This window comes from Achromobacter sp. 18P8.1.1 (assembly GCF_057799415.1).
Genome location: NZ_JBYOKH010000037.1, coordinates 43565 through 65754, shown reverse-complemented (window position 1 = coordinate 65754; position 22190 = coordinate 43565). Strand labels below are relative to the sequence as shown.

Below are 22190 nucleotides of genomic sequence, written 5' to 3'. Positions count from 1 at the left end.
CTGCACGACGGGCCGATCCGGCAACGTCGCCGCCGGCACCGGCTGCGCGGCAGGCGCCGCAGCGCCGCTGGACATGTTGCCGGTCAGCGGCGCATTGGATTGGGCCTGGGCGCCTAACGGCGCGAGCGCAGCCACGGTCAGGGCCAGGGAGAATGAACGAAGCATGCGAACTTGAGACATAAACGGTTTCCTGAACACGGAGTTAACGCACGATGGGCCCATTGCCCAGGCCTTCCATCAACGGACGCATCATCGGCATCACGGCGCCGTCACCGCTGGACACGCGAGTCGGCGACGGGCCGCTGACTGCCGCCGCTGCCGGCAGGGGCGCCGGCGCGCGATAACTGCGAATCTCGGAGGCCAGGCGCAGGACCTGCCCCCGCGCCTCGTCGCCAAGCTGGGCCTGATCCATCAATCGCTGAGCTTTCACGGCGTCGCCCTCGACCAACAGCAATACCGCCATATTGGCCAGGACCTTGCCGTTCTCCGGCGCCAGTTCCGCCGCTTGGCCAAGTGGCACCCGCGCGCCGTCCACGTCACCGGCCCGCAGCCTCGCATAACCCAGGTCACCCAGGATGCGCGCATTCGTAGGCGCCAGTTTGGCCGCCCGTGAAAAATCATCGACCGCCTGGTCGAACTGGCCACGTCCGCCTGCGATCAAGCCCAGGCCGTGCCAACCGTCCGCCGCTTGCTCGCCGCGGGTCAGCGCGCGATACGCCTGTTCGCTCAGGGCGATCTGCCCGGTCTGGCGCAAAGCATCAGCACGCATGACCGCCACGCGGTTGTCGTTGCCGAATTTCTGCTGATACGCGTCGATGTACGCCAGCGACGCGAAATAGCGTTCCTGACGCTGCGCTTCGGCAATCAGCGACAGCATCATCTCCGGTTCCTTGGGACGGCGCCGGCCTTCCGCCTCGTCCTCTTTCTGCCGCGCCATCGCCTGTTCCTGCTGCTGTTGCTGCATCAATTGCCACGCGGTTTCCGCGCTATTGGTCTTGCATCCGCTCAAGCCCGCGGCCGTGGCCGCCACCGCAGCGACAAGTGTCCAGCGCACTACACCCTGCCGACTTCCCATAGCGCCCGACATCATGTTCCCCCCATGCGCGACATCGCGCGAATCACCGCGATAAACCCCGAGCCGCCCGTGACGATCAACAGCGCGGGCAGCAAGGTGACGATCATGACGCCCGTCATCTTGACCGTGGTCTTGCCGACCTTCTCTTTCAGTTCCAGCCGCCGGGAATCCCGCAGCCGTTCGCCAAAGCGATTCAGCGGCTCTTGCACGGCCCCGCCGTGCTGATCCACCTGAGCGATCAGCCGGCAGATGGCGGACAAGTCATCGTTGTCGAACCCGCCCGCCAGTCTGGCCAAAGATTGTTCACGCGTGCGTCCGCGCACATACAGTTCAGACGCCAGGCGCAATTCGTGCGACAGCACGGGCAATACCTGGCCGAACTCCGTGACCAGCACCTGCATGCTCTGATCGATGGACAGCCCCACGCCTTGCAACAGGCGCAGCAGGTCGATCAACAAGGGCAATTCGTCCGCCGCGAGCCGGCGGCGCTGCGCCACGCGGCGCCGCACGCCCCACTTGGGCAGCATGTAGCCGATGGCGAAGCCAAAGAATGCCGCGACCAATACTCCCGACAAGGAATCGACGTAGTGATAACGCAGCCCGAGCGTCACTGCCGCGATGGGCAACAGGATGGCAAGGCCGAACCGGAATGCCACAAAGCGCGACCTGGCGGTCTGCGGGTCGGCGTAGCCGGCGATATCCACCAGCTTGCGGTCTTCACCCGCCAGCAAGGCTTCGGCCAGCCTGCCTTCGCTCAAGCGTTTGCCAAACGAATCCGCTGCGCGCGTGGCGGCCGCGAATTTGCCCTGCCCGTCTTGCGCCGGCAGCGCCGCCGAAGCCGCACCGCCCATTTGCCGGGAGGCCAGCGCGTGATCGACGATCTGCCGGTTGCGGCTTTGACCGCGCAACCGGCGCACGATGCCAATACCCAGCACCAACATCGCCGCCGCAATCAGCATCAAGCCCATCGCCAGTACGGAAGAGACGCTCCACGCCTTCAGGATATCCATCACCGCTCCCGTCAAATGGACTTCGCCATGCGATACAGCCAATAGCTGCCGCCGATCTGCAGCAACACGGCGGTCATGAGCATCTTGAATCCCGCCGGGTCGCGCCACAAATTCATGAAGAGATCGTTGTTCGTCAACATGATGAAGCCCCCGATGCCCACCGGAAGCAGCGCGAGGACCCAGGCAGACAGCCGGATTTCGGCTGAGCTCGCCGACAACTCATTGCGCGCCTGCGCCACATCTCGCATGAAGGCAGCCATCCGTTCCAGCACCTGATCACTGCGTCCGCCGAAACGCATCGCCAGCGACACTACCGCAGCGATCATGTACAGCTCTTTCAAGCCGTACAGGCGAGACACATGCACCAGGGCCGCGTCCAGTTCCTTGGCCGAGCGGCTCAGGCTGGCGGCCGTCTCCACCACCTCCCGCAACGGTTCATCCGTGGTGGCGGCTGCGGTCTGGAACGCGGCGCCCATGCTGTTGCCGATGGTGACCAGACGAACGATGTTGTCGAGGAACGCGGGAAGTTGCGAAATCATCCGCCGCTGGCGCTTGTCGGCCCGCAACCACAGCAGGAAATATTCCAGGATGCCGACCAGCAACAACGTCACGATGCCGGACACGATGCCCAAGGTCAGCCAAGCCAGCACCGTGGCACCCACCAGGGGAAGCGCAAGACGCAGATAAAGCCCCGTGCTTTGGCGCACGCCCGCCAACAGCAACAGGCGGTCCCACCCCGGCAGGCCGCTGCGCAGCGCCCGCGCGCTGTCGAAAATCGGTTCGGGCGTAGACGATGTCTCGCGCCCCCGCTTCAGCTGGTTTTCGAGAAACGTGGAGCTTGCCGCCCGGCGCGCGCCGCTGTTGGCATGGCGCCAAAGCAGCACCGCGCCGATGGCCAGCACCACCGCCAGGCCTGCCAATACCAGGGCTTCCATCATCAGCGCCTCCGGCTCCAGAACCCGCCGCCGTCGTTGTCGCCCGGCGCGGGATCGTTGTTGCGCGCCTCGGTGCGCATCTTGGCAAGCTTGGGCGTATGGGGATGGATTCCCAGCCAGTTCCAGCGGTCTTTCTCTTCGCCGTCGGGCGTCGTGAAGGTTTCGTGCCGGTAGAGTTCCTGCGTGGAAATCACGTTGTCGCCCATGCCGGTGACCTCGGTCACCGACAGCACGCGGCGCTTGCCGTTGGACAGGCGGCCGATCTGCACGATGAAATCCAGCGCGCTGGCAATCTGCCTGCGCAAGCTGTCTTCGCTACCCTGGAAGCCCGCAAAGCCCGCCAGCATCTCGATCCGGTACAGGCATTCGCGCGGAGAGTTCGCGTGGATCGTCGCCATCGATCCTTCGTGGCCGGTATTCATCGCCTGCAGCATGTCCATGACTTCGGCACCGCGCACTTCGCCCACCACAACGCGGTCCGGCCGCATCCGCAAGCTATTGCGGATCAGTTCGCGGATACTGACCGCGCCGCTGCCGTCGAAGCCGCCCTGGCGCGATTCCAGACGCACGACGTGCGGGTGGTTCAGCGACAGTTCCGCCGTGTCCTCGACGGTGACGACGCGCTCCGTTTCCGGAATGAAAAACGCCAGCGCATTGAGCAGCGAGGTCTTGCCTGAACTTGTCCCGCCGGACACGAGCACATTGCAGCGGTTCTTGACCGCTTCGTGCAGCAGCCGGTAGATCTCTTCGTCGAACGAACCCAGGGTCAGCAAGTCCGCGGGCTTCAACGGGTCTTGCCGGAACTTGCGGATCGACACCATCGGGCCGTCCACGGCCAGCGGTTCGATCACCACGTTCAAGCGGCCGCCATCGGGCAGGCGCGCATCCACCATGGGGCTGGATTCGTCCAGCCGGCGGCCGATGGGCGCCAGGATGCGCCGCACGATGCGCAGCACGTGCTGGTTGTCGGTGAACCGCAGCGTCTCGCGCGCCAGCACGCCGCGGCGCGAGACGAACACGTTGTCGTAACCGTTGATCAGGATGTCTTCGACGGCCGGGTCGGCCAGCAGGTCTTCGAGCGGCCCCAGGCCCGCCAGTTCCTTGGTGAGGGCCTCGGCGATCTGCCGCATTTCCCCTTCGTTGATCGGCACCCGGCGCAAGCGCACGAAACTGGCGACCTCGATATCGACGAATTCCTGGATCGCCGACCGCGCCCACCGGCCGAACTCCGCGCCCAGTTCCTCGATACGAGAAAGCAGGTGCTCGTAAGCCGCCGTCTTTACTTCCTGGAAGCGGTTCGACGCCGAAAAACCTTTGTCGCCGTCTCCGCCAAACTCTATCGTCGCTGTCATGATCATGTCGGCTTCCGTTGCAGTCCTTCGCGTCGTTGCATTAACCGACGACCATACGGCGGTGCACGCCGGGCAGCCACGTGGCCAGCCAGCTTGCCCGCCCTCCGGGCGTACTGTCTTCCGCCCCCAGCTTTTCCACCAGCGTCTGTACGGCGCGCACGTAGACGTCGCGCTCAGCGTCCTCATGCAAGAGATGCCCTTGGTTCGTGCACACCATCAAGGCCAGCGTGCGATCAGGCAAGGTGCCCACCAACTCCAACTGGAAACGTTCGGCAATCTGCTGTGCCGTCATGCCGTACCGTTCGTCATAGCGGTTGACGATCAGGCCCAGGCTGCGCCGGTCCACATGCAGTTGCTCCAATTCCTGCAGCAGCCCGGCCAGTGACACCAAGGCGCCGACGCTCTGATCGGTCACGATCCAATTCTGCTCGGAAGCGCGCGCCAGGCCCGCCACGAATTCAGGGTTGGTGAAGCCGCCTGAATCGGCGATCACTACGCCGAAATGCTGGCGCATGCGCTCGAACACCAGGAGAGAATCGGATTGCGAAACGTCGCGCATCTGGCTCAGGTCTCGCGGCAACGACAACACGCTCAGACCGTTGGGCGTATGCGGCATGGCCGATCCCAGTAATGTGGAATCCAGGCGGCGCAGGTTGCGCGCGGCTTCAGAGAAATCGAACTCGCCGCCGATGTTCAGATAAAGCTGGCAATCGCCCACGGGCCAGCCAAGGTCCATCAGGGCGACACGGCTGGACAGGGGCAGCGAGGCCCCCGATTCCGCCGCTACCGCCTTGGCGCTCTTGCCTCCGTTAGCCGTGGCGCGCGCGCCGTGTGCCTGCTTCAGGCGGTCTTGCGCCATATGCGCCAGATGTACGGCCAGGGTGCTGGCCCCCACGCCGGGCCGCGCGCCGAGCAGCAGGACGCTGCGCCGCGAGCCATCGCTGCGGCCGCCGTCCGTCTGCGCGTCCAGCAGCCGAAGCACAATATCCTTGATTTCCTGCGGCGCGACCGTCGGATCGACAAAGTCGCTGACACCTGCCCGTAGCGCGGCGATCGCCCCCTCGGGCTGGCTCAACAGGCCCACCGCCACGCGCGGTAACGTCGGCGCGATGCGCGCCAGCGTGCGCGCCAACTCGGCCGACTTGAACAGTTTTCCCGGCTCGTCTTCGCTAAGTGTGAAATCCAGAAACACCACCTGGGGCGAAATCTCCGCCAGGCGCCGCGCCAACTCTTCCGTCCCCGGAGACTCCTGGGTCAGCATCCCCATGTCGCCCAGCACCTGCCCCAATTGCACAGCGACATCCGCGCCTTTGGAGCAGAACAGAAACCGCTTGCTGTTTTGCAGGCCAACCCACTCGCTTGCATGTGTCTTCATATTAGTCACCGCGAAAAACCCGGCATTTGCTGGCCGCCCATGGGACCCGTCAGGTAGTAGCCCCAGGCGTTAAAGCCGTTGTCCGCACGCTCTTGCTTTTCCCCCGGCAGCGGCAAAGTCACCCCGCGTGCGATGGGGCGGACAAGCCGCGGCGTCACCACGATCACCAATTCCGTTTCGTCCTGCGTGTAATCAAGACTGCGGAAAAATGACCCGATGATCGGCAAATCACCCAGCAAGGGGACTTTGCTGACCATCGCCTTGGTCTGGCGCGACACCAGCCCGCTGATCACGAAGCTTTCGCCATCGCCCAACTCGACGGTGGTGTCGGCACGGCGGGTGCGCAACGCCGGAATGATCGAACTGGAATCCGCGCTGTTGAGCACGATGCCGTTGCTGTAGTCCAGTTCGCTGGCTTCGGGGGCCACTTTGAGCGAAATGCGGTCACGCGACAGCACCGTCGGGGTGACCGTCAGCCCGATGCCGAAGGGCTTGAACGTAACGGAAACCGTTCCCAGGCCGCCCGCCTCGGGAATCGGCAGTTCGCCGCCCGCAAGAAAGCTGGCGCTTTGCCCGGTCATCGCGACCAGCGTGGGTTCGGCCAGCACGCGCGCCATGCCGTTGGTCTGCAGCAAACGCAAATTAGCGGAGAAATTCTTGGTGTCGTAGAACAGTGAAAAGCCCGATGCCGCCGATGCCAGGCTCGAGGGGACCAGACTGTTGGTCGCGCTCCAGGGGCCGCTGCCGCCGGCGCTCCAGTTGATACCGGCTTCTTTCATGACCGATCGCGACACCTCGACCACCTTCACCTCGACCTGCACCACACCGCCGGTGCCCGCCGAAGACACGTCGACAACGTTCTTATCGCCCCCTACGGCGGACGCCGCGATAAGGGTGGAGGCCACCTGCCCCATCGGCGTCTCGGCGTGGCCTGAGACTACCGCCCGGTCTCCCGCGATGTCGACATTGGCGCCGCCCGCGATGCCTCGCGTGGCCAATGCGCCCTGGACGCTGCCCCCCACGCGCAGGTTCCAGATTTGCGGCGCGGCGTTGTTGCCGGTCCATATCTGCAGCTGCGTCGTCCCTGGCTTTTTGCCATAGACCAGGATCGATCCCGCCCGCTTTCCCGAAGCCGGCAAGACTTTCACGTCCGCAACGTCGGGGTCGCCGATCGCGATGCGCGCCGGGACCGCCCCGTCCAGCAGCAGCGTCTGCTGCCCCTTTACGGCCAAGGCAAGATCACGGGCCGGCGCCGGCGCATTCGCCCCGGGCGCGGCGTTCTGCGCACGGGCGGCGGCGCCATAGTTCATCGCCGCAGCTGCCGACAGGATGCAGATCATGGTGGTGCGCTGATATTTCTTCATTGTGCTGAATCTAGTCATAAGAAGGATTCCAGCCACGCGCGGCGTCTGGCCGCGCGAAGCCACGATCAATAACGCACACGTTCGGATTTGTCTCCGCGCAAGATTTCCACCGTCCTGCCGCCTCCTCCGCCAGTGCCGGTACCGCGCACGGGTGCCGCTGGCGCGCGCGCATTTGTCGTTGTGCCGTCAAGCTGGACCAGGCTTTCACCGGCAAACGCGCGGTTCGGTCCCTCCTTGAGGGCTTCACGCTGTTCAGGCGTCAGGTCTGCGCGAACCGGCAATACCGTGCCGCGCTGGGCGAACAGCTGCGTATCGGGCACGCTGTCGTCGTTCAAGGGGCGCAAGGCCAATTGCAGACGCCCCGAGCGGCTGGCCAAAATCAGTTGGTTGACTTGTTCGACCGGCACGGCCAGCACCGCCGTCTTGGCGGGTTGGCTGGGCGCGCCCTGCTGCCCATCGGCTTTTGCTTCCGGGCCGTCCACGGAGTCCTTGCCGTACGCCAGCACGCGCACCTGGGACTGGAGCAAGCGCGCTTGGCCGCCCGGCACTTCCTGCCCCTTCTCGATCATGAAGAACACGTCGACCCAGTCGCCCGGCGCGACGCGGTTGCCGCCGCCGATCACTTCATCGACGGCAATCGCCACCGCGCGCTCGCCCGCCTTCAATTGGCGCGCCAACCCCTGAGCCAGCAAGCTGGGCAAAAGCGGATCTCCAGCGGCGATATCGACCTTCGCGACCGCGCCTTCCAGCGGCGCTACGCTGTCATAGCCGCCAGACAAGGCTGCCTGCCACTCGGCCACCGTCAACATTTTTCCGGTGTCGATGCGTGTCCCGGCCGGGATGGGCTCCTTGGCCACAACGACCCGATAGAGGTTGACCGGCGCAGCGGCCGGCGCCGTCGACACGGGCGCGACACTGACGGGCGGCGCGGTGGGTACGGACGCCAACCGCCAAGCGACAAAGGCCAGAACGAGGCCCGCCACCAACAACAAACCTGCGACGATCTTGCTCAAACTGCTCATGGTGTCCCTTGCGATATCTGAACAACGGCTTGCGAACGCAATCGGGTAGGGATCCAGTTCGGACCCATGCCCGGCAAAGTAGTGATCAGGCGCTGCAGCGTGGCCAGCAATGGCCAGGACTGCGTGTCATAGGTCAGGGCGACGGTGGCGCAGTTGGCCGGCTGGCCGCCCGAGCCCACCCACGTGCACGGTCGCGTTGCCGTCGTGCAAACGACCGCCGAGCCGGTGGAAAAGGCGCTCATCGCCGCGGAACACGCTGCCGCGGAAACACTCGATTGACCGTTGAACTGGGCGAACACGGCGGCGCGGGCGCCATCGGTCGCCGCCGACGCCAATTGCTGCTGCATCCAGAAAAGCACGCCAAAGCTGAGCACGCCGAAGATGAACATCAGCAGCATGATCAAAGTCAGGGAGAACTCCAGCGCCGCGATGCCCCGCTGGCGCGATCGGATGGGATGGCAGTTGCGGTTCCGCATAGGGGCTCGCATATCAGCTCTCCCCATTCAGATGCACCGTGGCGCGGGCGCGAAGCACGCCGGAGGCCGGCATCAGCACGGTATTCAACAGCGGCAACGACGGAATGAGCGGATGGGCGCCATAGGCATAGGACACGGTGACCTCGACCTGCCCCTGCACGAGCGGCATGCCGCTGCACGTACCGCCCGCCGAACTACTGAGCGCGCCAGAATTTCCGCAGACCGCAACCTGGACGCCTGCGGCGGACATGGAACTGATCCATTGGGCCTGGTACAGCGCGGCGTCGCGTCCGGCATTGGCCCGCACCGTCAAGGATGGCGTGCCGCTTTGCCACTGCAATACCTTGCGCGCGCCATCCTGCGCGGCAAGGGTCACGGATTGCTGTGCAGCGGCCGCCAGTGAATACGTCAGAATTGCGTAGAACACCAGGAAGAACACCACGAATACCAGGCCGAATTCAAGGGCATACACGCCACGCTGAGCGCGGCGACTCCCATATACGCGGCGTACGGAATTTGGCGAAGGCGGTCGGTCACTGGCCAATAGCGCGACGCGATCAAATACAGCAGGCCATGCAGGCCGGCCAACAGGCTCGCCAGCACCAGTATCAGGATCAGCGGGGCGATCCCCAGCAGCAAGCCGAGTATCGCGATGGCCTTGACGTCGCCCGCGCCCATCAGGCGCCTGCCCCATAAGAGCAGGAACGGTATCGCCGTCAGAAAGCCGGCGACTGCCATGAACCAGCCTGACCATCGCGGCGGATATACCCAGCCAGGTACTGCCCAAGCCGCGGCCAGCCAAAGCAGCTGCGCCACGAACCCCACAACGATCAACGCGTTGGGAACACGGCGATAGCGCAGATCGTTGTAGATCAGCACCAGATTCCAGCAGGCGAATAGCAGCCACCACAACACTTCCCCTGGATACAAGGCGGGACCTTCCGATAATTCAGCAAACCAGACTTCAGAAGTGTTCAAACGGAATCGCAGAATGCTGCTGAAGCCATGAAAATGTCGTACAGCCCGCCTGTCGGATGGCCCAAAGGGCCATCACGACATGGACTAGGCTTGCTGGGCGTTAAATTGCCCCGCCCTGGGAGGTAAGCTTGGCGCCCAAGTCTGTGAACAGACTGGTCAGGCCTCCAGTAAAGAAGCCGATTGCGGCGATGATCGCTACCGCCATCAGCCCGGCTATCAGCCCATATTCCAGGGCGGTGATGCCTTCTTCGTCATTCCAGAACTGCGCAAGTTTCGCTTTCATGTCGAGCTCCTAAGACTCGATTGATAATTGAGCTGCGCCGTCGAGCGACACCAGCCCCCTATGCCCGGAACTGCTTGCTTTGCGGGAGCATTCCTCGCCCGCGTGCAATCCGGGGCCCTGCTAACCCGGCCCTAGCGTCGACCCCGGCAGCTTGCCAGGCTCCGACACCGGCGCCGATTCAATAAACGAGTCGATACGTTGCGCCATGCGCGCACGGAACCGCGTCGATGCCCGCTGCAACTGCCAACGCATGATCAGCAGCGTGACGACGGACAATACGAATGCGATATACGGCAGCATGAGCCCGCCGATTTGCAGGCTGGAATAGTCGCGAGGGGTCGTGCAGATAACCGTGCCGGCGGCCGCGCCGGTGTAATGCATGCCGCACACGGCGACTGCCATCAAAATGGCGGCTCCGCCGCGCTGAAACTCATTCTGCGTGTTGAAAGCCAGCCACAGCGCGGCTGACGCCGCAATTACGGCGATGAGCACCGATAAAACAACCATCGGCAGATTCCAAAGCAATACGGCCGGCATGCGCATGGCGCCCATACCCAGATAATGCATGGCAGCAACGCCAAGGCCTGCGGCTAGTCCGCCCACCAGGCAACGCCCGAAGGTGAAACGGTCGCGGCCCACATACCAGAACGCCCACCCGGAAAAACCCGCGGCAACCACGAAGCTGAGTATGGTGAGGCCAAGCTGATAACCCACGTCGAAGGGCAGGTTCTGCGCCTGCATGCCAATGAAATGCATGCTCCAGATACCGACTCCTCCCATGGCCACGGCGCCTATGAGGATGTAACCGATACGTATTTCACCGTCCTGAGTTTCAGTGCGGATACCCGCCGCGGCAAGCAGCGCCACATACGAGCCAAGCACCGCCGTCAGGAACGAGAGCGCGACCAACCCGCCATGAAACGAAAGGGGAACGATGTCGCCCGGGTTCATGAACGGCCCCAATGAAATGGCCTGCAATCGCCGCGTTCCGCGGTCAGGCATTTCCGAGAAGTACTGCAGTCACACGCGCCCATCTTGTGGACCCCCGATTGCCCGAAAACCGATGTGATTTGATACGTTTATATAGTCTTATCTATTAACATTTAATACACATCAGGGTTTACACCAATATTCGCGATACTTAGGCATAGACATGTAACGGATATCCCGAAATTTATATCAATCCTATTAAAAACCCCTAGTTAACCCTGACTTTTCGTATATGCATCAGTTCCTGAGCATTTCGCAATGTTGTTATCTTGTCGTTTCCGAGCGGTCACAATGAAATAAATTGTCATTATCCTGAGCCGCTGGCACCATAACCGCCTGTGGCGTTAGCAAACACTTCTTACCAATGTTGTGTCCCTATATATATTCAATATTTAATGAATATCGAATACATAGCCGGACAGCGCCTGAAGAAATGAGAGATACAAAAGGCATGAGACGTCCGTACCCGGCAAGTCCGCTTACCCTCGCCCTTATCTGCGCCCTTGCCTTCAGTGCGAATGCGCGCGCGGATGGCCCGCTGCGGGGCAACCCCGTTGACTCGCTGCCGCAGTTGGAAAGGCCGCCTGGCGCCCAGCAGCCCCCTCCTGTCGTGGAAACGGCTACGCCCGAACAATTGGCGTTGCAAGCCAGGTTGGCGCAACGCATCGTGCCACTCAACTTCGACGTCAGCGGCGTCCACGCCATTCCCTTCGACGAGGTATCGGCCATTCTTGCGCCGCTGTCCGGCAAGGAAATCAGCCTGGGCGAATTGGTGCAGCAGGTAGACAAGATCACCCAGCTATACCGCGACAAGGGGTATCCCCTATCGTTCGCGCTGGTGCAGAACCAGACGTTCGCCAACGGGCTGGTCGTGGTCACCGTGGTCGAGGGCTATATCGGAAACGTGCGGATCGAGGGCGATATCGGCAATGCGCTGGACCGCCTGGAAACTCTGGCGGGCCCGTTGAAAGAAGACCGTCCCTTGCAGCAGGCCACGCTGGAACGCCAGTTAAATCTGATGCGCACGGTGCCGGGCGTGAAATTCACGCCTAACCTGGATCTGCCGCGCCGTGCGGATGGCGCGACGGAACTGGTGCTGACGGCCTCCCGCCAGCCGGTCAGCGTGACGGGCGGCGTTGCCGATCTGGGCACCGGCATGCAGCCGATAGTGAACCTGGGCACCAACAGCCTGACGCCGCTGGGCGAGCAGGTGAAACTGACCGCGTCCGTCCCGTTCAATAGCGACGACGTCAAATACGTCATGGGCGAAGTGCGCGTGCCGATCGGTCCAGACGGATTGGCGATCAAGGTCGACGGCTATCACTATGACGCCAGGCCCCAGGACGATGCCATCGAATACCTGGGATTTGAGCGGCGGGTGAAAAACGACCGCATCGGCATCGGCGTCAGTTATCCCTTTCTGCTGAACAACACCCGCTCCCTCACAGGGACGCTGGGTGTTTACGCCGCAAACTCCAAAGACCGGTACGACTCGCGCACCTCGGACCTCTGGCTGCAGCAGGACGCAAGAGTGCGCGCCGCCAACGCTGAGCTTCGATATATTCAGGTCTCCGAAAGCAAGACAACCGACGTTACTGCAAGCGTCTCGAAAGGGTTTGACGCGGCGGGTGCGAAAAAGGACATCGCGACCAACTACGGATATTCAGCCACGCCGATTCTTGATCTGGATTTCACGCGCTACAACCTGAACGCGAAACAAACGTTTGCGTTGCCAGCACAGTTCGGACTGACATTCTCAGGGGCCGCGCAGTATTCCAGCAATATCCTGCCTTCGTCCGAGCAAGTCTCTTTCGGGAGCTGGCGGTATGCCATGGGGTATGCGCAAGGCGAGCAAAGCGGCGACAAGGGCGTAGGCGTATCGGCCGAAGTCAACCGCCGTTTCGGCACCGGCTGGGAATACCTGTCGAGTGTGCAGCCGTATGCCTTGGTGGACTATGCGCGCACTTGGTACAACAACAAGGGCTTGCAGGCGATTAACCAACGGCACCTGTCATCGGTCGCCCTGGGCTTGCGGTTCACGGACGACAAATACTATCTGTTCGATTTCAACGTCGCCAAGCCGATCGGGTCGGCCTCGGTCAACAATGACCGGGACGTGCGCTTCAATGCCAACTACTCCCTGTTCTACGACGCATTCTGACCCAGGGAAAATTCCTGCCCGGCCGACCAGCGCCTGTGTTCACAGGCGCTTTTTTTCGCGCATCCCACACACCACGTTACGTAACGTCGCCCGTAACGTAACGGGAAATAACCTGCCATTCGTAACATTCGCAGGGTTTTCGCCGTCGCAAAAATGAGGGTTTCTCAAGCTTGGTGCAAACCCTCAAAACGGCCCACAAGGCAATGATTTATAAGGAATTTATTTAGTAGCCAATATCAACTACAAACAAAAACGCGGGCGCGGGAAAAATGTTGGCACGGTTTATGCATGGAGAGACGTATCGGGCAGTTTCATCGCCTGACCTATCCAACCCGAGGAGCTCGCCATGTATACCAAAGTAGACGCAAAGCGCATTCAACGTATTTTGACCTCCACCGTCATGGCCGCTGCTCTGATGAGCGCGCTGGCTGCTTGCGGCGGCGGCGGCGGAAGCGGCAAGAAGTCGGCCGGCCTGCCTGGTACCGATATTCCGACGAATCCGGGCGGCAATAACCCCGGCGGCAACAATCCTGGCGGTACCGATCCTACCAATCCCGGCGGCACCGATCCGAATACGCCCGTCAATCCCGTGACGGCCGGGCTGCTGCAAACCACGTTGGGCAATACCGGCAAAGCCGTGGACAACACCCTGCCGCTGAATCTGGGTACGACGTTGGGCGGTGTAGGCAAGGCGCTGGATCCCACCTTGGCGCCTGTCGTCAATACGGTGGTCGGGCTGACCCAGGAAGTGGGCGCCACAACCGGTCTGGGCCAACCCGTGGACGGCGTCACCAAGCAAGTGGGTGGCCTGGTCAGCGATCTGGGCACCACGGTCAAGGGCACCGGCTTGCCCGGTGGACTGAGTTCCGGCTTGGGCGGCCTGGTCGATGGCCTGGGCAAGACGGTGGCTAGCACCGGCGGCCTGCTGAACGCGGACCCCGCCAACCCGCAACCCTTGACGACCATCCTGGGCAACGCGACGAACGCCGTGGGCGCTTTGACCGCCGGCCTCTCCGGCCAAGGCGGCCTGTTGAACCCGGTCACGCAAGCCGTTGGCGGCATCACCGGTGGCGTGCTGGGTGGCCCCTCCAAGCCGATTCTGGAACCGGCGTTGGGCAACGTCGGCAAGACCGTGGACAACGTGCTGCCGCTGGGCCTGCAGCCCACGCTGGCCGGCCTGGGCGCCGCGCTTGACCCCACCGCCAGCCCACTGGCCGGCACGGTCACTGGCCTGACGCAACAGCTGGGCGCGACCACCAAGCTGGGCGCCCCGGTCGCCGGGCTGCTGACGAACCTGGGCGGCACCCTGGCCTCGGCCGGTAGCTCCTTGCCTGGCAATACGGCAGGCCTGAATGGCGTGCTGCAAGGCCTGGGCGGCGCAGTCGCCAGCGCGGGCGGCTTGCTCAACGCCACCCCGGGCAACCCGAATCCGCTTGGCGCGACGTTGGCCAACGCCACGGGCGCAGTCGCTTCGCTGACCTCCGGCCTGGGCCTGGGCGGCGTGACGGGTGGACTGACCGGCGGCGCTGGCGGCACCGGTGGCTTGCTGAGCCCGATCACCGGCCTCCTCGGCGGCGTGGGGGGTGTGGGCGGTACGCCGGCGGCAGGCGGCGTGGGCGGCCTGCTGGCGCCGGTGACGGGCTTGTTGGGCGGTGTGACCGGCGCAGTGGGTGGCGCGACGGGCGGCACGGCCAACGGCGGTTTGCTGGGTGGCTTGCTGGGCGGAGTCACTGGCGGAACGACCGGCGGCACCTCGGGCGGCACGTCCGGTGGCACGGCCAACGGGGGCTTGCTTGGCGGCCTGCTGGGCGGCGTGGTCGGTGGTGTCTCGGTCAGCGCGACGACGGGTACGGGTGCCAGTGCTGGTGCCAGCGCCGGCGGCGCAGCCGGTGCCGGTACGACCAACGGCGGGTTGCTGGGCGGCTTGCTGGGTGGCGTCACCGGTGGCGTGACGGGTTCGTCGACGACGGGCGGCGCGGCCAACGGCGGCCTGTTGGGTGGCCTGCTGGGCGGCCTGTCGGCCAAGAAGTAAACCACCACATCCGCAAGGGAGCGACATCATGCTGCAACAAGAAACCATCGTTCACCATGAGCATGTGACCGTGATGCCTGAATCTCGCACGAGTGACCTGCGCCCGGGAATGCTTGACGATATCGCCCTGATGCTGGGTCGGCAGTTTTCGGTGTACAACGCCGCATGCCAGTCGGCCCTGGCGGAAAAGCTGGGGATCCCCCTGGCGGATCTGAAGGCGCTGGAACTGGTGATGGAGTTCGATGCCTTGCCCACCGGGCAGCTCGCCCAGTTGATGGGCATCAGCTCCGGCGGCGCGACCGCCTTGATCAACCGGCTGGAGGCGGCAGGCTACGTGCAGCGCGGCCGCCACCCGCTGGATCGCCGGATGATCGTGATCCGGCCGGTCGAGGAACAATGCCAGCACCTGTCGCAGGAGCGCCAGTGGATTGCCGAAGCGGTCATGCTGATGGCGCGCCGCTACGACACCACTGAACTGGAAACGGTGCATGCCTTCTTGGCGCAATGCGTCCGCACCTTGAGGCACGACACGCTGGTTTGGCTGGAAACGCGCAGCGCGCATCACGACGATCACTGACCCCGATCCGCGCGCACGACGCCGAGTGCCCCGCACGCCCTGATCCGACAGGATCAGGGCGTGTTTTTCATGGCGTCACATGGGCGGCGTACCGAACTGCAGCCGGGGAACAGCGGCCAGCAACCGGCGCGTCAGTTCCTGCTGCGGCGCGTGCAGCACGGCATCGGCCTGCCCCAGTTCGATGATGCGTCCGCCGTCCATGACGGCGATGCGGTCCGCCAGATACTCGACCACGCCGAAGTTATGCGTGATGAACAGGTAGGCGATACCCAGTTCGTCCTGAAGCTCGCGCAACAGGTCCAGGATCTGCGCCTGGACGGAAACATCAAGCGCTGACGTGGGTTCGTCGCAGATCAGGACCTTGGGTTCGACCGCCAGCGCCCGCGCAATCGCGATGCGCTGGCGCTGCCCGCCCGAGAATTCATGCGGATAGCGCGTCAGCGTGTTGACCGGCAGCCCCACCCGCTCGATCAATTGCGCCGCATGCGCGGCACGCGCCTCCTTGCTCATGCCACGGCGCAGGGATGCCAGGCCTTCGTCCAGAATGTCGCCCACGCGCATGCGCGGATCGAGCGAGGCGTAGGGATCCTGGAACACGATCTGGATGTCCTGGCGCAGGTCGCGCAGCGTGCGCCGGTCGGCCGACAGCGCATCCTTGCCTTGCAGCATTGCCCGGCCGGAAATCCGCGCCCCCTCGATCAGACGCAGCAGCGCCTTGCCCGTGGTGGTCTTGCCGCAACCGGATTCGCCCAACAAGGCCAGCGTTTCCCCGGCCCGCAACGAGAACGTCACGCCGTCGACCGCTTTTACCCACGATACGATGCGGCGCAGCGGACCTTTGCGCACGGGGTAATGCACCTTGAGGTCTTGCACGTCCAGCACTACGTCGCCGGGTTTGCGCGCCGCGCGCTGACCTGCCGCGCGGCCGTCTTCGCGCGCCATGGCCTGGCGGCGCTGTTCCGTCAGCGGAGCGCCACGCTTTTCAAAGGTCGGAATGGCCTCGAACAACTGCCGCGCATAGGGGTGCTTGGGCGCCCGGAAGAATTCCTCGGCACTGGCGCTTTCGACGATTTCTCCGCCACGCATGAGCGCCACGTGATGCGCTACGTTCTTCACCACCGCCAGATCGTGGGTGATGAGCAGCACGGCCATGCCCATTTCCCGCTGGATGTCGGCCAGCAGGTCCAGCACCTGCGCCTGCACCGTGACGTCCAGCGCGGTCGTCGGCTCGTCGGCGATCAGCAACAGGGGTTCCGCCGCCAGCGCGATCGCGATCATGACGCGCTGCTTCTGCCCGCCCGAGAACTGGAACGGGTAGTCGTCCACGCGCCGCTCGGGCTCGGGAATGCCCACCCGCCGCAGCCAGTCCACCGCACGGGCACGAGCGGCCGCGCCGCGCAGGGGCGTGTGCGCCGTCAGCGTTTCGATGATCTGGTCGCCCACGCGCATGACCGGGTTCAGGCTGGTGGACGGCTCCTGGAAAATGATGCCGATCCGCCCCCCGCGCACCCCGCGCATGGCGCTTTCAGGCAGGCGGTTCAGGTCTTCGCCGTCCAGGTCGATCTGCCCGCCGACGATGCGGCCGGCGTCCGGCAGCAGACGCAGCAACGCCAACGCCGTGATGCTCTTGCCGCATCCGGATTCACCCACCAGCGCAAAGGTCTGCCGTTGGGAGATGGCCAGTTGCAAGCGCTTGACCGCGTGCGTCATGCCGCTTTCGCCAGCGATGTCTACATCAAGGCCCTGCACATCGAGCAAAGGCGCGTCGTAGCTCATGGCGCTTCTCCCGACTTGGATGGACGTGGTTCTGCGGCCAGCGCCGGCGCCGGACGGCGCCCGAACAGGCCGCCCAGACGAGCCATGCGGCTGGGCTTGTAGCGGCGCGTGCGCGGATCGAACGCATCGCGCACGGCATCAGCAAACAGGTTGGCCGCCAGCACCAGCGCCAGCATGAAAATGAAAGCGGTCATCAGGCTCCACCAGATCATGGGATCGCGCGACATTTCCAGCCGGGCGCCATTGATCATGGAGCCGAAGGAATTCATGCTGGGATCCACGCCGATGCCTAGATACGACAGTACGGCCTCGTAGAGCACCAGGCCCGAGAATTCCAGCACCACGGTGATCAGCACCAGATGCGCCACGTTGGGCAGCAGATGGCGCGTCATGATGCGCCAGTGCGATACGCCGAACGCGCGTGCGGCCTGAACGTATTCCAGTTCCCGCAGCTTGAGCGTTTCCGCGCGCAGCAGGCGGCATAGCCCGGCCCAACCGGTCAGGCCAAGAATCATGCAGAGCAGGAACAGCCGCAGGTCCGCGCGCGCGACCGAGGTGTCGAACAGGTCGGCGTGGTTGTCGATGTAGACCTGCATCATCAGTGCGCAAGCCGCCACCAGCAGCACGCCGGGAATCGAGGTAATGGTGGTGTACAGGTACTGGATAGCGTCGTCGACCTTGCCCTTGAAGTAACCCGCCGCAATGCCGAAGATGATGGCTGGCGGCAGCATGGCGATGGTGGTCAGGCTTCCGATGACCAGCGCCGTGCGGATGCTTTTCAGCGCCTGCCACAGCACGTCGTTGCCAATGCGGTCGGTGCCCAACGCGTGATAGCCGCTGGACAGGCCGGCCAGCGCGCCGGCCGTCAGGCACAGCAACGTGAACGTCACCGCCATGGCGCGCCACGGGATGTCGGCATGGCCCCCCAGCAGTTGGCTGGCCGCCTCGGAAGCCGACCCGGTGCGCCGCGCCAGGCAGGCGTACAGGATGATCGTGGCCAGCAATGCCACGCCCAACCCGCCGGCCAGGCCGATTCCCAAGCGCTTCAGGACATCGCCCGTATGCTGTTCTTCGGGGTGGGTCAGATGGGTGGCCGCGCCGCGCAAACGCGGATAGTCGCGCACCGGCTTGCCATCGACCACCATGGTTTCCTTCAGGAACAGGTTCGCCGCCAGCGGCTGCGAGTAGTTCTTTTCGGGGCTGGTCAGCACGGTGCCCGACAGCAGGCCATCCAGCGCCGACTTGACGACAGGCGCATAGACCGGCGGGGCATCGGCGGCCGCGCCCGCAACGGGAGGCAACTGCGGACGGTAATGCACGGAGTCCAGCAGGCCCACCAGGGTGAACGCGACCAGGATCACCGCGGAGCACATGGCGGGCGTGTCGCGCGCCACACGCCCCCAGGTCGCGCGCAGGTTCGGACTGCGGCGGACATGCCAGACGTAGGCCAACGCGCAAAGCGCCATCAGCCACAGCGCAACATCGGTCCATAGAAAGACGATCTTCGGCATGGCGGCTACTCGAAACGGACGCGGGGGTCAGCCAGCGTGTAGGAAATATCGGCCAGGATCAGCCCCACGATGTAAAGCGCCGCGCCCAGGAACACCATGGCGCGCACGACGGAAAAATCCTGTGCGTTGATGGCGTCGATGGTATAGCTGCCCAAGCCGGGGATACCGAAGAAAGACTCCGCGATCAGACTGCCCATGAACAGCAGCGGCAAGGCGGCGACCGTGCTGGTCAGGATGGGCAGCATGGCGTTGCGCAGCACGTGCCGGAACAGCACGACGCGTTCGGCCAGCCCCTTGGCGCGCGCGGTGCGCACGTAGTCCTTGCCGATTTCTTCCAGGAACAGGGTGCGGTAGAAGCGCGCCTCGGGCCCCAGCCGCGACACGATCGCCACCAGCACCGGCAACGCCAGGAACTTGACGACGTCCAGCCCGCCCGCGAAGCCCGAGAATGGCACCAGGCGCATGAGTTTGGCGAAGACCCATTGCCCGGCGATGATGTAGAACAGGCTGGAGATCGACAACAGCAGCACGCACACCACCACGCCCCAGAAATCCAGTCGCGTCGCCCTGAAATACACCAGCGTCAGTGAAAAAACGATGCTGACGAAGAGTCCCAGGATGAACGTGGGCACCGCCAGCGCGAGGCTGGGGCCCATCCGGGTCTTGATCTCGCGGCCGATATCGCGGCCGCTGTCAGACGCACCAAACTCCATCACCAGCAGGGGCACCGACCGCTGATAGAACACGGTATCGGTCAGCTGGGCCGCCCCGTCGGCTTTGGCGTTGAAGAAGAGCGGCTTGTCGTAGCCGCGCTCGACCTTCCATTTTTCCACCGCGTCCTGGCTGGCGCGCTGTCCGCCGATGGCCAGGCGCGCCATGTCGTCCGGCGTGTTGACCGCGAAGAACAGGATGAAGGTGAAGAGGTTCACGCCGATCAGAATCAGCACGCCATACAGCAGCCGGCGGATCACATAGCCGATCATGATTGATGCTCCTTACGAACGGCCGGTCCAAAGGCCGTCTGGCGTTCGCGGCGCTTGAGCGCGACGTACGACGGCCAGATCGCCAAGGCCAGCAGCAGCACGAACAGGCCGATCGGCCACCACCTTGGGAAATTCCATTCGTCGATCTTCTGCTGCCGCAGCGCGGGGTTTAGCTTCAGGTATTGGAGGGTGTTGCGCACCATCTGCGTCGGCTTGGCGTTGCCGACCCATTGCTGGTAGGCGCCGCCCGACATCGGGAAGAAGCCGAACATCCACGGCGCGTCGCGCTGCACGATCTCCACCATCCTGGCAATCAGCTTTTCCTTTTCCGGGCCGTCATCCAGGAACTTCATCTGCTCGAACAGCTTGTTGAATTCGGGGCTGTCGTAGTTGGCCGCGTTCTCGCCGCCGCCTTTTGCCTTGGCGTTGGGGCCGTACAGCAGGAACAGGAAATTCTCGGCGTCGGGATAATCGGCGTTCCAACCCCACAGGAAGATCTGCGCCGCGCCGCGCGTCATCTTGTCCTGGAAGCGGTTGTAATCGGTGGACCGCAAGTCCAGCTGCACGCCAATCTTGTTCATCTGACGGCGCATCCAGTCGAACTGCGGATTCGACCCGCCCCCCTGCATGGCGTCGTAGTACAGCACCAGCGGCGCCCCCGTCTTGGCATTGCGGCCATCGGGATAGCCCGCTTCGGCCAGCAGGCGGCGGGCCACGTCGACGGACTTGCGCTCGGGCTTGCCGTCCACCAGGTCGTACACGACGGGGTTCAAGCCTTCAGGCAGTTCGCGATAACCCAGCACACCCGGCGGCACCGGCCCCTGCGCCACGGAGGCCTGGCTGTTCTCGAACACGGCCACATATTCTTCCCAATCGAACACGATGCTGATGGCCTGGCGCAGCTTGCGGTTCTTTTCTGCCTGCTCGGGCGTGTCCCCCTTGCCCACGACAGGGTCCAGCCAGTTGAACCCCATGTACCAGTTGGCGGTCTCGACCGTGGTGGGCAGGCGGATGCCACGCTCGCGGTACTGGCGTGCCTTGTCCTGGCTGTCGCCGGCGGCGACCAGCATGGCGACGCCGTACTCGCCGCGTTCGATCTGCGGCGCGTCGTAATAGCCCTGCATGAATTTGCCGATCAGAGGGATCGCTTCCTTTTCCAGGCTGAACACCGCGCGGTCGATGAAAGGCGTGGGCTTGCCGCAATCCGCCAGCAGGCCGGCCGCCTTGTCGCCAGGTTCGCCGTCGCAAGGGTACGGTTCACCGTGGAAATTGGGGTTGCGCACCAGCACGTGGCGGCGGTTCGGCAACGATTCGGCCAGCATGTAGGGGCCAGTCCCCACCGGCCAGGTGTTCAGCGACAGGTCGTGCGAGGCCATCCCGGGCTGGTTGTAGAAACGGTCGGCCTCCCAGGGGATGGGCGCCGTGAACGTCATGGCGAGCCAGTACTTGAATTGGGGATATTTGCCGGTGACCCGGATGCGCAACGTATGCGGGTCCAGCGCCTGGACGCCGGTAAAACCGTCGGCTTCGCGCAGGTCCAGCCAAGGCGGCGTGCTGCCGCCGGGCAAGTCGCGCCGCATGTCGCGATCGCGTTGGCGCAGGCGGTCGCCGTATTCCTTCATGCCTTGAACATGGTCGGCCATCACTGAATAGATGGGCGACACCACGCGCGGGCTGGCCAGGCGCCGGAACGCGTAGACATAATCGTCCGCGGTGAGTTCGCGCGTGCCGGTGCGCGGAAAGTCAGGAATATAGAACTTGTCGTCCAGTTCGCCCGCGGCCAGCGGGAAGTAGTCGTAGCTGCCGTCGGTCTTGCGGGCAAAGGCCGGATGCGGCTGGAAGCGCACGCCAGGGCGGATCTTGATGTCGTAGACGCTTTCGGCGATCTGTTCGCCGGGTGCGTCGGCAGGCAACGGTTTGCCCTGCGCATCCAGATAGAGCGGCGGAGCAATGGCCTCTGCCGAGCGCGGCACCAGCTCGTAGGGCCGCTTCAGGTAGTGATAGCCGTACAACGTCTCATAGATGTTGTAGGTATAAGGCGTTTCGTCCACGGAATAAGAGCTGGCCGGGTCCAGGTACTTCGGCGAACGCTGCGTGAACGCGGAGTAGAACGTGTTCTGGCTTTCCGCCCCGGACGGATACGGGCTGTTGATCGGGCTTTCTTGCGAGCAGCCCGCCACTGCCAGCAACAGCAGCGTGGCCGTCGCCCAGAGCCGCTTGAATGCACGCATGGAAACCTTCCCTTCAAATCGTTGCGACAGAGAATAGCAAACGCGGGACGGAGCCAGTA

The 22190-nt window shown here is 63.9% G+C and carries 19 protein-coding genes and 1 pseudogene; 3 read left to right on the top strand and 17 right to left on the bottom strand.

Annotation, left to right across the window (positions count from 1 at the left end; genetic code table 11):
- From AC27VE_RS21580 to AC27VE_RS21520, 13 genes and pseudogenes are all read right to left on the bottom strand, one after another.
- Positions 1-180 (bottom strand): annotated as a pseudogene (locus tag AC27VE_RS21580) (DUF3613 domain-containing protein); the annotation flags it as partial.
- Positions 181-202: 22 nt separating this feature from the next.
- Positions 203-1075, bottom strand: a complete 873-nt coding sequence (locus tag AC27VE_RS21575) for a tetratricopeptide repeat protein (RefSeq protein WP_427958734.1) — start codon at positions 1073-1075, stop codon at positions 203-205.
- An 11-nt stretch (positions 1076-1086) separates the two neighbouring features.
- Positions 1087-2085, bottom strand: a complete 999-nt coding sequence (locus AC27VE_RS21570; RefSeq protein WP_488704920.1) for a type II secretion system F family protein — start codon at positions 2083-2085, stop codon at positions 1087-1089.
- 11 nt (positions 2086-2096) lie between these two features.
- The gene (locus AC27VE_RS21565) at positions 2097-3023 is read right to left on the bottom strand and encodes a type II secretion system F family protein (protein ID WP_488704919.1); all 927 of its coding nucleotides are present in this window, start codon (positions 3021-3023) and stop codon (positions 2097-2099) included.
- Positions 3023-4378, bottom strand: a complete 1356-nt coding sequence (locus tag AC27VE_RS21560) for a TadA family conjugal transfer-associated ATPase (protein WP_315845330.1) — start codon at positions 4376-4378, stop codon at positions 3023-3025. The genes AC27VE_RS21565 and AC27VE_RS21560 overlap by 1 nt, the downstream gene beginning before the upstream one ends.
- 34 nt (positions 4379-4412) lie before the next feature.
- A complete protein-coding gene (locus AC27VE_RS21555; protein ID WP_488704918.1) occupies positions 4413-5756 on the bottom strand; it encodes a P-loop NTPase family protein in 1344 nt (447 codons plus the stop codon).
- Positions 5753-7111, bottom strand: a complete 1359-nt coding sequence (locus AC27VE_RS21550; RefSeq protein WP_488704917.1) for a type II and III secretion system protein family protein — start codon at positions 7109-7111, stop codon at positions 5753-5755. Before AC27VE_RS21550 ends, AC27VE_RS21555 begins: the two co-directional genes overlap by 4 nt.
- 65 nt (positions 7112-7176) lie before the next feature.
- Positions 7177-8133, bottom strand: coding sequence for a Flp pilus assembly protein CpaB (gene cpaB, locus AC27VE_RS21545; protein ID WP_488704916.1), 957 nt, complete (start codon positions 8131-8133; stop codon positions 7177-7179).
- A complete protein-coding gene (locus AC27VE_RS21540) occupies positions 8130-8621 on the bottom strand; it encodes a TadE/TadG family type IV pilus assembly protein (RefSeq protein WP_488704915.1) in 492 nt (163 codons plus the stop codon). The genes cpaB and AC27VE_RS21540 overlap by 4 nt, the downstream gene beginning before the upstream one ends.
- A gap of 1 nt (position 8622) precedes the next feature.
- Positions 8623-9081, bottom strand: coding sequence for a TadE/TadG family type IV pilus assembly protein (locus AC27VE_RS21535; RefSeq protein WP_488704914.1), 459 nt, complete (start codon positions 9079-9081; stop codon positions 8623-8625).
- Positions 9018-9524 carry a prepilin peptidase gene (locus tag AC27VE_RS21530; protein WP_488704923.1) on the bottom strand — a complete coding sequence of 169 codons (507 nt, stop codon included), beginning with the start codon at positions 9522-9524 and terminating at the stop codon, positions 9018-9020. The genes AC27VE_RS21535 and AC27VE_RS21530 overlap by 64 nt, the downstream gene beginning before the upstream one ends.
- 163 nt (positions 9525-9687) lie before the next feature.
- On the bottom strand, positions 9688-9870 hold the full coding sequence (locus AC27VE_RS21525) for a Flp family type IVb pilin (RefSeq protein WP_175174048.1): 183 nt from the start codon (positions 9868-9870) through the stop codon (positions 9688-9690).
- A 120-nt stretch (positions 9871-9990) separates the two neighbouring features.
- Complete coding sequence (locus tag AC27VE_RS21520) at positions 9991-10821, bottom strand: MHYT domain-containing protein (RefSeq protein WP_427958724.1); 831 nt, start codon at positions 10819-10821, stop codon at positions 9991-9993.
- Positions 10822-11311: 490 nt separating this feature from the next.
- On the opposite strand from AC27VE_RS21520, the gene AC27VE_RS21515 reads away from it, so the two are divergent.
- The 3 genes from AC27VE_RS21515 to AC27VE_RS21505 all read left to right on the top strand — a co-directional run bounded on the left by AC27VE_RS21515 (position 11312) and on the right by AC27VE_RS21505 (position 15630).
- Positions 11312-13021, top strand: a complete 1710-nt coding sequence (locus AC27VE_RS21515) for a ShlB/FhaC/HecB family hemolysin secretion/activation protein (protein ID WP_488704913.1) — start codon at positions 11312-11314, stop codon at positions 13019-13021.
- Positions 13022-13367: 346 nt separating this feature from the next.
- Positions 13368-15053 carry a collagen-like triple helix repeat-containing protein gene (locus AC27VE_RS21510; RefSeq protein ID WP_488704912.1) on the top strand — a complete coding sequence of 562 codons (1686 nt, stop codon included), beginning with the start codon at positions 13368-13370 and terminating at the stop codon, positions 15051-15053.
- A 28-nt stretch (positions 15054-15081) separates the two neighbouring features.
- The gene (locus AC27VE_RS21505; protein WP_088589045.1) at positions 15082-15630 is read left to right on the top strand and encodes a MarR family winged helix-turn-helix transcriptional regulator; all 549 of its coding nucleotides are present in this window, start codon (positions 15082-15084) and stop codon (positions 15628-15630) included.
- A gap of 75 nt (positions 15631-15705) precedes the next feature.
- On the opposite strand, the gene AC27VE_RS21500 is transcribed toward AC27VE_RS21505, so the two are convergent.
- Genes AC27VE_RS21500 through AC27VE_RS21485 form a run of 4 tightly spaced genes read right to left on the bottom strand, consistent with a single transcriptional unit; the run spans position 15706 to position 22131 of the window.
- On the bottom strand, positions 15706-17406 hold the full coding sequence (locus AC27VE_RS21500; protein WP_488704911.1) for an ABC transporter ATP-binding protein: 1701 nt from the start codon (positions 17404-17406) through the stop codon (positions 15706-15708).
- Positions 17403-18917, bottom strand: a complete 1515-nt coding sequence (locus AC27VE_RS21495) for an ABC transporter permease (protein WP_488704910.1) — start codon at positions 18915-18917, stop codon at positions 17403-17405. The genes AC27VE_RS21500 and AC27VE_RS21495 overlap by 4 nt, the downstream gene beginning before the upstream one ends.
- A gap of 5 nt (positions 18918-18922) precedes the next feature.
- On the bottom strand, positions 18923-19900 hold the full coding sequence (locus tag AC27VE_RS21490) for an ABC transporter permease (RefSeq protein ID WP_169274430.1): 978 nt from the start codon (positions 19898-19900) through the stop codon (positions 18923-18925).
- The gene (locus AC27VE_RS21485) at positions 19897-22131 is read right to left on the bottom strand and encodes an ABC transporter substrate-binding protein (protein WP_488704909.1); all 2235 of its coding nucleotides are present in this window, start codon (positions 22129-22131) and stop codon (positions 19897-19899) included. The genes AC27VE_RS21490 and AC27VE_RS21485 overlap by 4 nt, the downstream gene beginning before the upstream one ends.
- Between the last annotated feature and the right edge of the window lie 59 nt (positions 22132-22190).

Excerpts from the sequence above, each read along its gene's own strand:
- AC27VE_RS21565 (WP_488704919.1), bottom strand. The coding sequence starts at position 3,023 with ATGATGGAAGCCCTGGTATTGGCAGGCCTGGCGGTGGTGCTGGCCATC.
- AC27VE_RS21560 (WP_315845330.1), bottom strand. The coding sequence starts at position 4,378 with ATGATCATGACAGCGACGATAGAGTTTGGCGGAGACGGCGACAAAGGT.
- cpaB (WP_488704916.1), bottom strand. The coding sequence starts at position 8,133 with ATGAGCAGTTTGAGCAAGATCGTCGCAGGTTTGTTGTTGGTGGCGGGC.
- AC27VE_RS21505 (WP_088589045.1), top strand. The coding sequence starts at position 15,082 with ATGCTGCAACAAGAAACCATCGTTCACCATGAGCATGTGACCGTGATG.
- AC27VE_RS21500 (WP_488704911.1), bottom strand. The coding sequence starts at position 17,406 with ATGAGCTACGACGCGCCTTTGCTCGATGTGCAGGGCCTTGATGTAGAC.
- AC27VE_RS21575 (WP_427958734.1), bottom strand. The coding sequence starts at position 1,075 with ATGGGAAGTCGGCAGGGTGTAGTGCGCTGGACACTTGTCGCTGCGGTG.
- AC27VE_RS21510 (WP_488704912.1), top strand. The coding sequence starts at position 13,368 with ATGTATACCAAAGTAGACGCAAAGCGCATTCAACGTATTTTGACCTCC.
- AC27VE_RS21490 (WP_169274430.1), bottom strand. The coding sequence starts at position 19,900 with ATGATCGGCTATGTGATCCGCCGGCTGCTGTATGGCGTGCTGATTCTG.
- AC27VE_RS21485 (WP_488704909.1), bottom strand. The coding sequence starts at position 22,131 with ATGCGTGCATTCAAGCGGCTCTGGGCGACGGCCACGCTGCTGTTGCTG.
- AC27VE_RS21540 (WP_488704915.1), bottom strand. The coding sequence starts at position 8,621 with ATGCGAGCCCCTATGCGGAACCGCAACTGCCATCCCATCCGATCGCGC.
- AC27VE_RS21495 (WP_488704910.1), bottom strand. The coding sequence starts at position 18,917 with ATGCCGAAGATCGTCTTTCTATGGACCGATGTTGCGCTGTGGCTGATG.
- AC27VE_RS21550 (WP_488704917.1), bottom strand. The coding sequence starts at position 7,111 with ATGAAGAAATATCAGCGCACCACCATGATCTGCATCCTGTCGGCAGCT.
- AC27VE_RS21570 (WP_488704920.1), bottom strand. The coding sequence starts at position 2,085 with ATGGATATCCTGAAGGCGTGGAGCGTCTCTTCCGTACTGGCGATGGGC.
- AC27VE_RS21525 (WP_175174048.1), bottom strand. The coding sequence starts at position 9,870 with ATGAAAGCGAAACTTGCGCAGTTCTGGAATGACGAAGAAGGCATCACC.
- AC27VE_RS21515 (WP_488704913.1), top strand. The coding sequence starts at position 11,312 with ATGAGACGTCCGTACCCGGCAAGTCCGCTTACCCTCGCCCTTATCTGC.
- AC27VE_RS21520 (WP_427958724.1), bottom strand. The coding sequence starts at position 10,821 with ATGAACCCGGGCGACATCGTTCCCCTTTCGTTTCATGGCGGGTTGGTC.